Origin of the sequence: Paraburkholderia graminis C4D1M (assembly GCF_000172415.1) — a bacterium.
GTDB classification, from domain to species: Bacteria; Pseudomonadota; Gammaproteobacteria; order Burkholderiales; family Burkholderiaceae; genus Paraburkholderia; species Paraburkholderia graminis.
Genome location: NZ_ABLD01000002.1, coordinates 498,841 through 511,325 on the forward strand (window position 1 = coordinate 498,841; position 12,485 = coordinate 511,325).

Here is a 12,485-nt window from a genome sequence, read left to right on the forward strand (position 1 = left end):
AGAGGTTGCCGGGCGGCGATGCGCGCGCCCAGCGGAGCAGGTCACGAGCCGAGCAAGCCCGCTGCGATGTTCACGCACAAGCCGAGCACGGCAACGTTGAAATAGAACGACAGGATGGATTGCGCGAGCGCCGCGCGGCGAATGGTGCGTGAGCGCAGCACCACGTCCGACGTCTGCGAAGCGACCGCGATCGTGAACGAGAAGTACAGGAAGTCCCAATAGTCGGGCGTGAGCGAGCGGTCGGGAAACAGCAGCGGCGTCTCGGGCACGTCGGTGTCGTAATAGAGCCGCGCATAGTGCAGCGTGAAGATGGTGGGAATCATGAACCACGCGCCGATCATCGTGAGTCCGGTCAGCGTGTAGTGCCATACCGTCGACGCGCCCGCCGTGCCTTTCGCCGACGCAAGCTCGAGCACGATCGCGGCAATGCTGGCGACGGTGGCGGCGCAGATCACGAACAGCACGACGCCTGCGTTCTCATCGTCGCGGCGCGCGGAATCGCGCACGTTGCCTTCGTCGGCGCGGACCATGTGCGCCCAGATCAGCACGAGGTAACTCCACACGGTAATGTCCCAGCCGACGAGTACGCGCGCCATCGGGCGTATGTGCGCGGGGATCAGCACGGCAGCCGCGACGCCGAACGCGAGAGCGATCAGCATGCGTGGGCGGTTGCGAAGCGTTTGCGGATAATATTTTGTGAACATGGAATGGCGAGCGAGGCGCTGAAGTGGCGCTGAAGTGGCGCGGAGTCTGTTGATGCGCCCGTAGTGTTCCGTAACGGCCTTGCGGGCCGCTTTCAATCGAAAGCGCATTGCAGGCCGAGCCTACGCGTGGCGCTTCCCGCAACTTTAGCCGCGCATGGGCGTCGAATCGGCGTTTATCGGCCAATGCGCATAGCCAGTTGGCAGTTTGCGAAGCCAGCAAGGACGCGCCTTCAAGTCGGCCATTTTCCGGCAAAATCTGCCCGGAACCTGTCGTTTTCGCGTGATTCTGTGTCAACTTTGCGCTTTCGATTGCCGCGCTACGAGAGGCAGCGCGCATACGCGTCGGACATTGCGCATTATCATGGGCTTATGGCTTCCGTACTCGACATCTCGGTTCAGCACCACCCGGCCAACCGGAGCGGCCGCGACTTCGTCGTCGGCGACTTGCACGGTTGTGTCGATGCATTGCGCTATCTGCTGCGCCTGGTTTCGTTCGACCCGGCGTGCGACCGGCTCTTTTCAGTCGGCGATCTCGTGGATCGCGGCGAGCATTCGGAGCAGGCGCTCGCGCTGCTCGACAAGCCGTGGTTCTTCGCCGTGCTCGGCAATCACGAAGACGCGCTGTGCGCCGTCGCCGATGGCCGCTTGCGGCGTCAGTGGTGGTACGGCATAGGCGGCGCGTGGGCCGCCAACCTGCCCGACGAAAGTTTGCGCCGCTACGCGGAGCGGCTGCGCACGCTGCCGCTCGCGCGCGTGGTGGGCAGCGGGCCGGAGCGCTTCAATGTTCTGCACGCCGAATTTTTCGGCACCGACGCCGAACTCGACGCCGGCAATTTCTCTTCCGACACGCGCCAGCAAATGCTGTGGGGACGCGAACTCGCGATGGGCAACGGCGATCCGCAACGGCAACGCGGTTTGTCGCTCACTTACTGCGGCCATACGCCGATGCGCGACATCAAGCAGATCGGCTCGCAGGTGTTCGTCGATACCGGCGCGTTCGGGCCTGGCGGCAGGCTGACTTTGGTCGAGCCGAGGGCGCTGCGGCGCTGGTCCATTTCCGTCGAAGAAGCGCGCGCTGAAGGCGCGGCGGCGTTGGCGCTGCCCTGATCGCGCGTTGCTCGACGCGTGTCAGCCGACCTGGCTGAGTTCGAACACCATATCCACGCTGCTGCCGTTCCAGTTGTATTCCAGGTACGCCGCGTGATGGCAATCGCGCAGCAGCGTCGTTCTGAACGCGGCGAGGCATTCGCCTTCGGGGTCGCGCACCGACGGATACGCAATGCCCGGCGCTCCCGCTTCGCGCACCGCACGTCCGAGCGACTGGCCGGCGAGATAGTCGTCCGGCGACAGCACCGCGAGGTCCAGCTTCGGGTCGCCGCGCAGATCGACCACTTCGCCTTGCGCCGCCACCGTGTAGAGACGCATCTGCTGACGCATGGGCGGCTCGGCGGTGGCTTCCAGGAATTTTCCCGTGTGATAACGCGTTTCGGCGATGGCGGTCGCGCGCGAGCGGGCGCAATAGAACACGCCGTACGTGCCGTCGGAAAAACGGCTGCCGAGCGGATTGAGATGCGTGAGCGCGGCCATGATCGGTCCATAACCCGGCCCGAAGCGGCGTTCTTCGCGCGGCACTAGATCGAGTTCGCCGATTTCGGTGCGCAGGCGGTCGTTGGTCATGGCTTCGAGCGCGTAGAGCGCGTCGAAATCTTCCGCCGATGCAACCCGGTCGAACAGATTGACGGCCGGAAAGCGCGTGGGAATCACGCGATACGCGGGCGACCAATCCAGTGGCGCGCTGCGCCAGCGGTCCTGCCAATGCGGTTCTGTCACGCCCAGCCGCCTCGCATTGCGTCGAGATACTGGCGCACGGCGACGAGGTCGCTAATGTTGCCGGCCAGCATGCGATCCAGCGCGCGGCGGCCGCCGAACGGCGGCGCGCTGTTGGGACGCTTGACCCAGTTGTCCGCGGCGCTGGGTTGCGGCAAGAGAATTTGCAGCGCCTTGTAGATGCCTAGCAGCAGCGACAGACGTTCCAGCGTGTCGCGGCCTAGCCGCGCCGTTTCCGGCGCCTGCTTCCATTTGAAGAAAGTCGAGCGGCCTGGCGAGCCGAGCAGCACGATCTGTTCGTCCGCGCTCAAGTCCCAGTCTCGTGCGATGTTGAAGAACGCGCGCAATCCCGCTGCGGACATTTCTGCAAACGAGGGTTCCTGAAGCGGCCGACGAATCGGCGCTTCAGCTTGGGCGGCGCGGGCGGCATGTGCCATGAGTGGGTAAGTCCTTATATGTACTTATTGCCTATGCTAGTCCATTTTGGGATTTTTGCAAGGGAATATAATCCCGGCTCGTCGTAAAGGAAAGAATTCAGGAGTTCGAGAGATGAGGTTTCGTGCAGTAGCAACGGCGGTTGCGGTGTGGTGCGCGTCCGGCGCGGCAATGGCGAGCGGTTATAGCGAAGTGTGGAATCCGCCTGAGGCCGCGGCGCACGGGAAGCATGGGGCGGCGAAGGGGCGGGCGAAGAGTGCTGCGAAGCATGTGGCGTCTGCGGGGGCCGCTAAGTCGAAGACAGACGTAAAGCATGTGGCAAGCGCGGGCGCTAATAAGGCTTCGGGCCTCGCGAGCGGCAAGGCAAAGCCGAAGAGCGCGGGCGTCGCGGATGCCGCCAAACGCCCGGCCCAAGTCGTTCAGACGAAGTCCGATCACGCGAAGGCCATTCACGCGAAGGCCATTCACGCAAACATCGCGCAAGGTCAGAGCGCGCATGGCGGTGTAGTGAAGGTTGCCGGCACAGCGAAAGGCGCGGCTGCCCGCCCGGCGCCAGCGGACCACAAGACGCCGGCGCTCGCCGCTAACACTTCCGCCGATCAGTTAGACGCAGCCGCAAACCCGGCGACAGCCCGCAGCGGCTCCCTTCCGCCGATCTTGCACTGAACGCCCGAGCCGGCGCGCGCTCAACCGCCCGCCAGCCCGCTCGTCACCAGCCGCAGCGTTTCCCTCAAACGCCCGTCCTTCACGCGCGAGTGCAGCGTCACGCGCGATTCCGGCAACGACGGCAAGCCGAGCCGCGCGCCGACATCGACTAAACCGCGCGGCGCAACTCTTCTCGCCAGCGGCGACACCGCGAGCCCTGCTGCAACGGCCGCGCCGACAGCCGCGACGCCACCGCCGACAAACACCTCTTGCCATGCCACCGACGCCTCCGTCAGCGTCCGCAGCGCCACGTCGCGCACATTGCACGGCGCGCTCAACAGCGCCAGCGGCAACGGCTCGCCGACGCGCGGCAGCCATGCCGGCGTCGCGAGCCAGCAGACCGGTTCGCTGAACAGCACCTGTGCGTCGTCGCGCGGCGGCTCGTCAGCGCCATAACGGACGATGACCGCGTCCAGCCGGCGCTCGTCGAACTGGGCCAGCAGCGCGGCGGACGTGCCGAGGTGCAGTTCCACCACCAGCGCCGGATCGTGTGCGTTCAGCCGCGCGAGCAATTGCGGCAGATCGGGCCCCGCGACGTGTTCGCTCAACCCGAGCGCCAGCCGCCGACGCTCCACCGACAGCGACCCCAGCGCCCGCTCATGCGCGCCCAGCAGTTCGCGCGCGGCGCCGAGAAACGCCTTGCCGTCGACGGAAAGCCGTACGACGCGCGGCGTGCGCTCCAGCAACTGCTTGCCCAGATGCGCTTCCAGCCGCTTCAGCTTGAGGCTGACGGCGGATTGCGTGGTGCCGAGCGCGTCGGCGGCGCGGGTGAAACTGCACAGGTCGGCGACGAGCACGAACGCGCGCACGGCGTCCAGATCGAGGACTTTCATTTCAATCCAACATAGATGAAATAGCGAAAGATGTCTGTTTATTATGGCTGAGCGAGCCTACGCTGTGTGCATGTATTCACCACCTCGAAGGAGAACGTCATGCCTTTCACCCGCATCGCTTTGCGCGCCGGCAAGCCCGTCCAATACCGGAAGGCGCTCACGGACAGCATCCAGCGCGCGCTTGTCGCCACCTTCAACGTGCCGAAAGACGACATCTTCATGCTCATTAGCGAGCACGACGCCGCGAACTTTGTCTATGACAATCAGTATCTGAACGTCCAGCGAACGGACGATCTCGTGATGATTCAACTGACCGTGAGCAACACCCGCACGCTCGAGCAGAAGAAGGCGCTCTATCAACGCCTGGTCGACGAACTGCACGAGTCGCCGGGACTGCGGCGCGAAGACGTGCTGATCAGTCTCGTGGAAGTGGTCAAGGAGAACTGGTCGTTCGGCAACGGGATTGCGCACTACGCGCTGTGAGCGGTGGCCGGAAGGCCGGTCGCTATAATGATCCGCTGCCTTTCCTCAATTCCGACCCGCTCATTCCCGACCGCCCGCGCCATGGCATCCGACCGCAACGATTCGTCCCACGAGCCGCTGGAACTCGGCGGCTCCGTCTGGTTCCAGGCGGGCGCGAACACGCTCGGCGGCGCGTCGCGAATCGCGCTGCTCGCGGCGATCGGCGAAACGGGCTCCATCACCAGCGCCGCGAAAGCCGTTGGCATGAGCTACAAGGGCGCGTGGGATGCCGTCGACGCCATGAACAACCTCGCCGGCGAGCCGCTCGTCATGCGGCTCACCGGCGGCAAGGGCGGCGGCGGCACGACGCTGACGCCGCGCGCGGTCAAGCTCATCGAGACGTTTCGCGCAGTGGAGCGCGAGCATCGGCGCTTTCTGGAGCGCGCGGGCGCGGCCATCGAAGGCTTTGCGACGGACTGGGATCTGATCGGCCGCATCGGCGTCAAGACGAGCGCGCGCAATCAGCTATACGGCACGGTGTCGCAGATCACGCGCGGCTCCATCAACGACGAAATCTCGCTGACGCTGCCCGGCGGCCACACGATCGTCGCGGTTCTCACGCACGAAAGCACCGAGGCGCTTGGCCTCACGGTCGGCGCGGCTGCGTTCGCGCTGATCAAGGCGTCGTGGGTCGTGCTGCTCGTCGACGATGAAAGCGGCGCGCCGCTGAAGCTGTCCGCGCGCAATCAGTTGCGCGGCAGCGTGCAAAGCGTGAAGTGCGGCGCGGTCAATGCGGAAGTGTCGCTCGTGCTCGAAGGCGGCGCGGTCATTACCGCCGTCGTCACGAACCAGAGTGCCGAGGCGCTCGGTCTCGTGGAGGGCGCGAGCGCGGTCGCGGCCTTCAAGGCATCGAGCGTGATACTCGGCGTAAAGGAATGAAGCGGACTGAGCGGACTGAAGCGGACTGAAGCGGTGAAACGCGCGACGAAAGTGCGCTCAGATCACGTTCACGTCTCGCTGCGCACGTAGCCGCTGAATGCCTGGTGTTCGCGGACGCGTCCGTCGCTGATCTGCACGACCTGATCGCCGAACGCGGCGACGTCGTCGGGATCGTGCGTGATCAACACCATCGGAATGTCGAGCCGCGTTTGCAACTCCGATAATTCCTGGCGCATGCGCTGGCGCAAATGGCTGTCCAGCGCGGAAAACGGCTCGTCCAGCAACAGCAGTTGCGGGTTGGCCACCAGCGCCCGCGCCAGTGCGACACGCTGCTTTTGTCCGCCGGAAAGCTGCGCCGGATAGTGGCCGCCGACGCTGCGCAACTCCAATGCATCGAGCCAGTAATCGACTTGCGCGGAACTGTTGCGCGCGCGCGGATTGAACCAGCCGCGCTGCAAGCCGAAGCCGATGTTCTGGCGCACGTTCAGATGCGGAAACAGCGCGTAGTCCTGAAAGAGATACGCGACCTGGCGCGCTTGCGGCTTCAGATCGATTTCGCGCGCGCTGTCGAACAGCGCTTTGCCATGCAGCGTGATCGTGCCTTCGTCGGGACGCAGCAGGCCGGCGATTGCCTGCAGCGTCAGGCTCTTGCCCGCGCCCGACGGGCCGAACAGCACCACCCGCTGCGTGGTCGCGGTAAAGGCGACGTCGAGCGTGAAGCGGCGCTCGGCGCTCTCGAAAGTCTTGCGGATGTCGACGGCTAGCGGCATATCAGCGGGAAACCAGAAGCGTGCGTTGCGGCACGAGGCGGCCGGCGAGCAGCAGGATGACGACGCACGTCACCGAAGTCACGACCACGAGGAAATTCGCGGTGCTGTCGTCGCCGGCTTGCACGGCTGAGTAGACCGCGACCGAAAGCGTCTGCGTGCGCCCCGGCAAATTGCCCGCGATCATCAGCGTGGCGCCGAATTCGCCGAGCGCCCGCGCGAACGCCAGCAAGCCGCCCGCGAGAATGCCGCGCGCGGCAAGCGGCAGGCTCACGCGAAAGAACACCGCTGTTTCGCTGACGCCGAGCGTGCGCGCTGCGCGCTCGAGTTGCGGATCGACGGCTTCGAATGCGGCGCGCGCGGACTTGAGCACCAGCGGGAAGGCGACCACCGTCGACGCGATCACCGCGCCTTGCCAGGTGAAGACCAGTTGAATGTCGAAGCGGTCGAGCCACGCGCCGATCACGCCGCGTCGCCCGAGCAGAACCAGCAGGTAGTAGCCGAGCACGGTCGGCGGCATCACGAGCGGCAGTGTCAGCAACGAATCCACGATGTCGCGCGCGCCCGAGCGCCAGCGCGACAAGCCGAAACCCGCCGCGACGCCGAACACGAGATTCAGCGCGGTCGCCCAGCCCGCCACTTTGAGTGACAGCATCAGCGGAATCCAGGCTTGTTGCATGACTTGCGGTTCCTCTGGGCGTAAGTGGATGGGCGGTGATGGCCGATCAGTGAGCGGGCTTGAAGCCGTACTTCGCCAGCACCGCCTGGCCCGCCGGCGACAACACGAAGTCGACGAAAGCCTGCGCATCCGCGGCGTGACGGCTGCCTTCCACTTGCGCGATCGGATAGGTAATCGGCGTTTGCGTCGGCACGCTCAGCGCGACTTTCACCTTGCCCGGCACGATCGCGGCGTCGGTGCCGAACACGAAACCGGCGTCCACTTCGCCGCGCGACACGTAGTCGAGACTTTGACGCACGTTCGCCGCCAGCACGGCTTTGGCGCTGACCGCGTCCCACACGCCCGCAGCTTGCAGCGCGCCTTGCGTGTAGCGGCCCACCGGCACGGACGCCGGATCGCCATACGCTATCCGTTTCACGTTCGACGATGCCAGTTCATTCAGGCTCGACGGCGCAAAACGGCTGTCCGCCGGCACGATCAGCACCAGCGAGTTGGCCGCGAAATCCTTGCGCGTGGCCGGCACGATGACCTTTTCGGCGGCGGCCTTGTCCATCGCCTTCTGATCGGCCGAGGCGAACACGTCGGCGGGCGCGCCTTTGGCGATTTGCTGCATCAACACGTCGGACGCGCCGAAGTTGAGCAGCACTTTGGTGCCGGCGTGCTGCTTTTCGAAGGCGTCGCTGACGGCCTTGAATGCGTTGGTCAGACTCGCGGCGGCCGAGACGATCAACTCATCGGCGCGTGCGTTGGCGCTCAAGGCAACGGAAAACGCGCTGGCGACAAACAGCGCTTGTTTCAGCAGGCGGCGGGAAGGCGTCATGAACGTGTGAGGCTCGGGCGTGTGCCGGAGCGGTGGTTAAAACGCTTATCGTAATATAGACGAGGTTATAGCGCTGGCATGACGGACATTCGGCCGGTCAAATACAGCAGCGAGCCAGAGCGAAAACGCGTTTAAACGTGGGAAGAACTGATGAGCGCGAGCGTGTCGCGCGTCTGCGAGACCGGCGCGGCGCCCGGCTGGACATCGCGCACGGCCTTCCATTTTGCGCGGATGAAAGGCCGGTCATGCCCCGACACTTTCAGCGCGATGTGAGTCACCCAGCGCTGCGTCGGCACGTGCACGCCGTGCATCAGCACCGCCAGCACCACCAGGCTGACCGCGACCGGAACCGCGGAAAGGCGCTCGGGCTGGGCTTTCCATGCCATCCGCACGAAAAGCAGCGCGGCAACGGCGCCGACGAGACAGCCGGTAATCGCTTCCGAAGGCGAGTGCGCGCTCAGGACGACGCGCGACACGCCCACGGCCATGCCTGCGGCGAGTCCGAGCAGAACGCCGAGCACGCGAGCCGGCGGACGCGTCCACAGCAGCATCAGGAACAGCGCGACGGGATAGACCGCCGTGGACAGCATCGCGTGGCCGCTGACGCCCGTGAAATCCAGCTCGCGCACGCCGACGCCCCAACCGAGGAACGCCAGCTTCGTGACGGTCACGACGCCGATCGCCGCGCCGAGCAGCACCAGCCAGCCCGCCGCCATGCGCCACGTATAGCCGACCGCGAGCCACAGCGCGATGGCGAACGCGAGCGGCAGCGTCATGCCGGCACCGCCCAGGCTGGTGATGGAGTACCACAGATAGTCAGGCAATTCAGGCATCGGAAAAGGCGATCAGGGCCGCATAGAATCGTTCATATCAGACTGCAACGCGCGAACCGGGCAAACCGACGACGCGCGGGACAACCGCCAGTATAGACGGCGGCCATCGACGGCTCGCGCCGTACGAAAAGCCTTTTTGTTTCGGGACGTTAGGTGGCCAACAGGGGCCGGCAGCGCTGCGCGCGCGTCGTCACCGCACGGGTTCATCGCAAAAAAACGGGGCGGCGAATTCGCGTGACGCGTTCTGCATCGCTGCTCGATTGATGTTATTGTGCATTGCACAAGAAGCCGGTTTCACCCGGCAGTCCTGCCCCTTTTTGCGAGGTTTTTGCGCCGATGGCAAAAAGTCTATCGAAGATCTGGCTCGGCGGTCTTAAGCGCCTGCTGGCGATTCAGAGCGAGCACGCCCACAAGACCACTAAGCGCACCACGACGCGCCCGGCCCGGCCGGCGTCCAGCAAGCCGTCGACGAAAGTTCGTCCGCTCAAGTCCGCCGCGCTCCGTACTCCCGCCAAACGCGAGACGCCGCACGCTGCCGCGCGCGAATCGCGGGTGCGTCCGCGCGCGGCCGCGTGGGCGAGCGGTGCGTGGACGCGCTCCTTTCACTCGGCGCCCGCGGCGCCGGGACGGCTCGTCAATCATCTCCAATATGGGCTGTACGTGCCGTCGGGCCACGCACTCGAGAGCATGCCGCTCGTCGTGATGCTGCACGGCTGCACCCAGTCCATCGACGAATTCGCGCAAGGCACACGGATGAACGTGCTGGCGGATCGCTACGGCTTTGCCGTCGTTTATCCCGAGCAATCGAAGCACGCGCACTCGCACCGTTGCTGGCACTGGTACGACGCGGGCGAGAACGCGGGCGGCGCGGAGGCGCGCGCAGTGGCGTCGCTCGTCGATTCGTTGATCGTGCAGCACGGCTTTGACAGCGAGCGCGTGTATGTCGCCGGCATTTCCGCCGGCGCCGGGCTGACGGCGTTGCTCGCGCTGCGTTATCCCGAGCGCTTCGCCGCGGTCGCGCTGCATTCGGGCCCCGCTTTCGGCGAAGCCCGCTCCGGCATCACGGCGATGGACGTGATGCGGCGCGGCGCACGGCGCGATCCCGTCGAACTCGCCGACGAAGTGGCCGACGTCACCAATTATCCGGGCATGCCGGCGATCATCCTTCACGGCGACGCCGACCATGTCGTTGCGGCGGTCAACGCCGACCAGCTCGCGACGCAGTTTCTGCGGCTGAACCGGATGGTCGATCCGAAGGGCGCGCGCAAAGCCGGCGAGTTGCGCGAAGAGCGCAAAGGCGGCGTGACGATTCGCGACTATTTCCGCAGCGGCCGGCGCGTGGTGCGCGTGTGCCGCGTGCAGGGACTCGCGCACGCGTGGGCCGGCGGCGACGACGCCGTGCCGTTCCATTCGTCCAAGGGTCCGGACGCCAGCGCAATGGTGTGGGAGTTCTTCAAGCATCAACGGCGAGTGGGCGCGGGCGTTGTTGAAAGCACCGCCGACGAGGCCTCTGCTCAAGCCCGGTGACATCTGAGCAACACTTCGAAAATGAATGCTGGCGCGCGTCTAGGGTTTTCCCTATAATACGGGTTATCCCCTAGGCGTTAACACCAAGCGAACGCCAACACTCATTGCCGAGGTTCACCATGTACCTGCTTAGCCGCCTGTTCCTGTTTCTGACGAAGTCGCCCGAACAACTCGCCAAAGAACGCGCTGACGCGTTCCTCGCCGAAGCCACTGACCTGTACGACCTGGAATTCCGCATGCGCAAGCTGGATCGCGAAGCGAACTTCCGTCAGCCGTCGTGGATGAGCCAGCACTAAGCTGCGCGTCAGTTGAAGCATCGGCGGTAGTGAAGGACGCCGGTGCGGGGCTTGAGCGACTTTGCTTTTTGCCCCCGAGTTTTCAAGCTTTTGAGCTTTCGCACTCAATTAAGCCGAAGCGAGCCATCCTCCGGCTGCATCGTTAGTTTCACGTGAGCGTGTGCTCACTTGCCGAATCGGGCCAACGTCCGCGCCCTTGCTTGCGCGTGATCCACGATCGGCTGCGGGTAGTCTTCGCCCAGCACCACGCCGAACGCCGCCAGTTTTTGCGCGCCAGCCAACCACGGCGCATGAACCCATTTGGCCGGCAACTTCGCGAGTTGCGGCAAATAGCGCTTGATGAACCGCCCGTCGGCATCGAATTTCTCCGACTGCGTGATCGGATTGAAGATGCGGAAATAGGGCTGAGCATCGCATCCCGTCGACGCCGCCCATTGCCAGCCGCCGTTATTCGCTGCCAAGTCGTAGTCGTTCAATTGGTCGGCGAAATAGCGTTCGCCGCGCCGCCAGTCGATACCCAGATCCTTGACCAGAAAACTCGCCGTCACCATGCGCAGGCGATTGTGCATGTAGCCGGTGCGGTTCAGTTGCAGCATCGCCGCGTCGATCAGCGGGTAGCCCGTGCGGCCTTCGCACCATGCGGCGAACGCGGCATCCGCTGCCGGGCCTTGCTCCCAGCGCAGCGCGTCATATTCCTGCTTGAACGATGCGCCGCTCGCGAGCCTCGGGTGATGCGACAGGATCATGAAGTAAAAATCCCGCCAGATGAGTTCCGACAACCACGTCGCCGCTCCCCGGCCATCCGGCTGCAGCGATATCTCGTGAGCGAGTCGCGCGAGCGTGCGGATCGACACCGTGCCGAAGCGCAGATGCACCGACAAGTAGCTCGGCCCCCTGGCCGCCGGAAAATCGCGCCGCTCGGCGTAGCTGGCGATTCGCGTCACGAAGTCGTCAAGCAGACGCTGTGCGCCGCTCATGCCCGTAGGCAAGTCCAGTTCCGCGAGGTTGCCCGGCGCGAAGCCGAGTTGTTCGAGCGTCGGTAACTGTCGGTTCAGCCCCGGCGGCAGCGCGGCGAGACGATTCGCGTAAGTTTCGACCGGGTAGGGCTTCAGATAGAAGCTCGTCAACTGCTTGAGCCAGGCATTTTTGTATGGCGTGAACACCGTGAACGGCTTGTTCTGGCCGGTCAGCAATTCCGCGCGCTCGAAGATCACCTGGTCCTTGAACGTCAGGCATGCACGGCCCGCTTCCGCGAGCCGCTCGCGAACGGTCTCGTCTCGCTCGATCGCGGCGGGTTCGTAGTCGTGGTTCGCAAACACCGCGTCGACGCGAAGCTCGTCGGCCAGTTTCGGCACGAGATCCGCCGGATCGCCGTATAACACGATGAGGCCGCCGCCTTGCGCGCGCAGCGCGTCGTCCAGTTCGCGCAGCGACGCAAGAATGAACTCGACGCGCCGGTCTTGCGCCGGCGCACCCGGATGGCGGGCCTGCCATGTATCGATGAGCGGTTGCAGGATCGTCGTATCGAACACGAACACACACCAGACGCGCTCGCAATGTTTGAGCGCGTGGTACAGCGCGGCGTGGTCGGTGGTGCGCAGGTCGCGGCGGAACCAGACCAGCGCGGTATCGAAAGTGTCGTTCACGACGGACGCGCG

At 65.0% G+C, this 12,485-nt stretch carries 15 protein-coding genes; 6 read left to right on the forward strand and 9 right to left on the reverse strand.

Annotated features, from left to right (window positions below):
* Positions 1-41 precede the first annotated feature (41 nt).
* A complete protein-coding gene (locus BGRAMDRAFT_RS05215; protein WP_006047623.1) occupies positions 42-704 on the reverse strand; it encodes a DUF1345 domain-containing protein in 663 nt (220 codons plus the stop codon).
* Between the two features lie 369 nt (positions 705-1,073).
* Between BGRAMDRAFT_RS05215 and BGRAMDRAFT_RS05220 the strand changes: the two genes are divergently transcribed.
* Positions 1,074-1,811 (forward strand): metallophosphoesterase, encoded by a 738-nt coding sequence (locus tag BGRAMDRAFT_RS05220; protein ID WP_006047624.1) that lies wholly within the window; start codon positions 1,074-1,076, stop codon positions 1,809-1,811.
* 21 nt (positions 1,812-1,832) lie between these two features.
* Here BGRAMDRAFT_RS05220 and BGRAMDRAFT_RS05225 read toward each other — a convergent pair whose 3' ends face one another.
* Both BGRAMDRAFT_RS05225 and BGRAMDRAFT_RS05230 read right to left on the reverse strand, forming a co-directional pair.
* On the reverse strand, positions 1,833-2,534 hold the full coding sequence (locus BGRAMDRAFT_RS05225) for an RES family NAD+ phosphorylase (RefSeq protein ID WP_006047625.1): 702 nt from the start codon (positions 2,532-2,534) through the stop codon (positions 1,833-1,835).
* A complete protein-coding gene (locus BGRAMDRAFT_RS05230) occupies positions 2,531-2,968 on the reverse strand; it encodes an MbcA/ParS/Xre antitoxin family protein (protein ID WP_006047626.1) in 438 nt (145 codons plus the stop codon). Before BGRAMDRAFT_RS05230 ends, BGRAMDRAFT_RS05225 begins: the two co-directional genes overlap by 4 nt.
* 112 nt (positions 2,969-3,080) lie before the next feature.
* Between BGRAMDRAFT_RS05230 and BGRAMDRAFT_RS05235 the strand changes: the two genes are divergently transcribed.
* Positions 3,081-3,632 carry a hypothetical protein gene (locus BGRAMDRAFT_RS05235; RefSeq protein WP_006047627.1) on the forward strand — a complete coding sequence of 184 codons (552 nt, stop codon included), beginning with the start codon at positions 3,081-3,083 and terminating at the stop codon, positions 3,630-3,632.
* 20 nt (positions 3,633-3,652) lie between these two features.
* Here BGRAMDRAFT_RS05235 and BGRAMDRAFT_RS05240 read toward each other — a convergent pair whose 3' ends face one another.
* Positions 3,653-4,504 (reverse strand): LysR family transcriptional regulator, encoded by an 852-nt coding sequence (locus BGRAMDRAFT_RS05240; RefSeq protein WP_006047628.1) that lies wholly within the window; start codon positions 4,502-4,504, stop codon positions 3,653-3,655.
* Between the two features lie 99 nt (positions 4,505-4,603).
* On the opposite strand from BGRAMDRAFT_RS05240, the gene BGRAMDRAFT_RS05245 reads away from it, so the two are divergent.
* Together BGRAMDRAFT_RS05245 and BGRAMDRAFT_RS05250 are read left to right on the forward strand one after the other, a co-directional pair.
* Positions 4,604-4,987 (forward strand): tautomerase family protein, encoded by a 384-nt coding sequence (locus tag BGRAMDRAFT_RS05245; RefSeq protein ID WP_006047629.1) that lies wholly within the window; start codon positions 4,604-4,606, stop codon positions 4,985-4,987.
* 81 nt (positions 4,988-5,068) lie between these two features.
* Positions 5,069-5,905, forward strand: a complete 837-nt coding sequence (locus tag BGRAMDRAFT_RS05250; RefSeq protein WP_044020338.1) for a TOBE domain-containing protein — start codon at positions 5,069-5,071, stop codon at positions 5,903-5,905.
* Between the two features lie 68 nt (positions 5,906-5,973).
* Here the strand turns inward: BGRAMDRAFT_RS05250 and BGRAMDRAFT_RS05255 are convergent, their stop codons facing one another.
* The 4 genes from BGRAMDRAFT_RS05255 to BGRAMDRAFT_RS05270 all read right to left on the reverse strand — a co-directional run bounded on the left by BGRAMDRAFT_RS05255 (position 5,974) and on the right by BGRAMDRAFT_RS05270 (position 9,004).
* A complete protein-coding gene (locus BGRAMDRAFT_RS05255) occupies positions 5,974-6,675 on the reverse strand; it encodes a sulfate/molybdate ABC transporter ATP-binding protein (protein ID WP_006047631.1) in 702 nt (233 codons plus the stop codon).
* A 1-nt stretch (position 6,676) separates the two neighbouring features.
* Positions 6,677-7,351, reverse strand: coding sequence for a molybdate ABC transporter permease subunit (modB, locus tag BGRAMDRAFT_RS05260; RefSeq protein WP_006047632.1), 675 nt, complete (start codon positions 7,349-7,351; stop codon positions 6,677-6,679).
* Between the two features lie 46 nt (positions 7,352-7,397).
* Positions 7,398-8,171 (reverse strand): molybdate ABC transporter substrate-binding protein, encoded by a 774-nt coding sequence (modA, locus tag BGRAMDRAFT_RS05265; RefSeq protein ID WP_006047633.1) that lies wholly within the window; start codon positions 8,169-8,171, stop codon positions 7,398-7,400.
* A gap of 131 nt (positions 8,172-8,302) precedes the next feature.
* Positions 8,303-9,004 carry a phosphatase PAP2 family protein gene (locus tag BGRAMDRAFT_RS05270; protein ID WP_006047634.1) on the reverse strand — a complete coding sequence of 234 codons (702 nt, stop codon included), beginning with the start codon at positions 9,002-9,004 and terminating at the stop codon, positions 8,303-8,305.
* A gap of 336 nt (positions 9,005-9,340) precedes the next feature.
* Between BGRAMDRAFT_RS05270 and BGRAMDRAFT_RS05275 the strand changes: the two genes are divergently transcribed.
* Together BGRAMDRAFT_RS05275 and BGRAMDRAFT_RS33545 are read left to right on the forward strand one after the other, a co-directional pair.
* A complete protein-coding gene (locus tag BGRAMDRAFT_RS05275; protein ID WP_006047635.1) occupies positions 9,341-10,531 on the forward strand; it encodes an extracellular catalytic domain type 1 short-chain-length polyhydroxyalkanoate depolymerase in 1,191 nt (396 codons plus the stop codon).
* Between the two features lie 119 nt (positions 10,532-10,650).
* On the forward strand, positions 10,651-10,827 hold the full coding sequence (locus BGRAMDRAFT_RS33545) for a DUF3563 family protein (protein WP_006047636.1): 177 nt from the start codon (positions 10,651-10,653) through the stop codon (positions 10,825-10,827).
* A gap of 164 nt (positions 10,828-10,991) precedes the next feature.
* On the opposite strand, the gene BGRAMDRAFT_RS05280 is transcribed toward BGRAMDRAFT_RS33545, so the two are convergent.
* On the reverse strand, positions 10,992-12,473 hold the full coding sequence (locus tag BGRAMDRAFT_RS05280; protein ID WP_006047637.1) for a cryptochrome/photolyase family protein: 1,482 nt from the start codon (positions 12,471-12,473) through the stop codon (positions 10,992-10,994).
* Between the last annotated feature and the right edge of the window lie 12 nt (positions 12,474-12,485).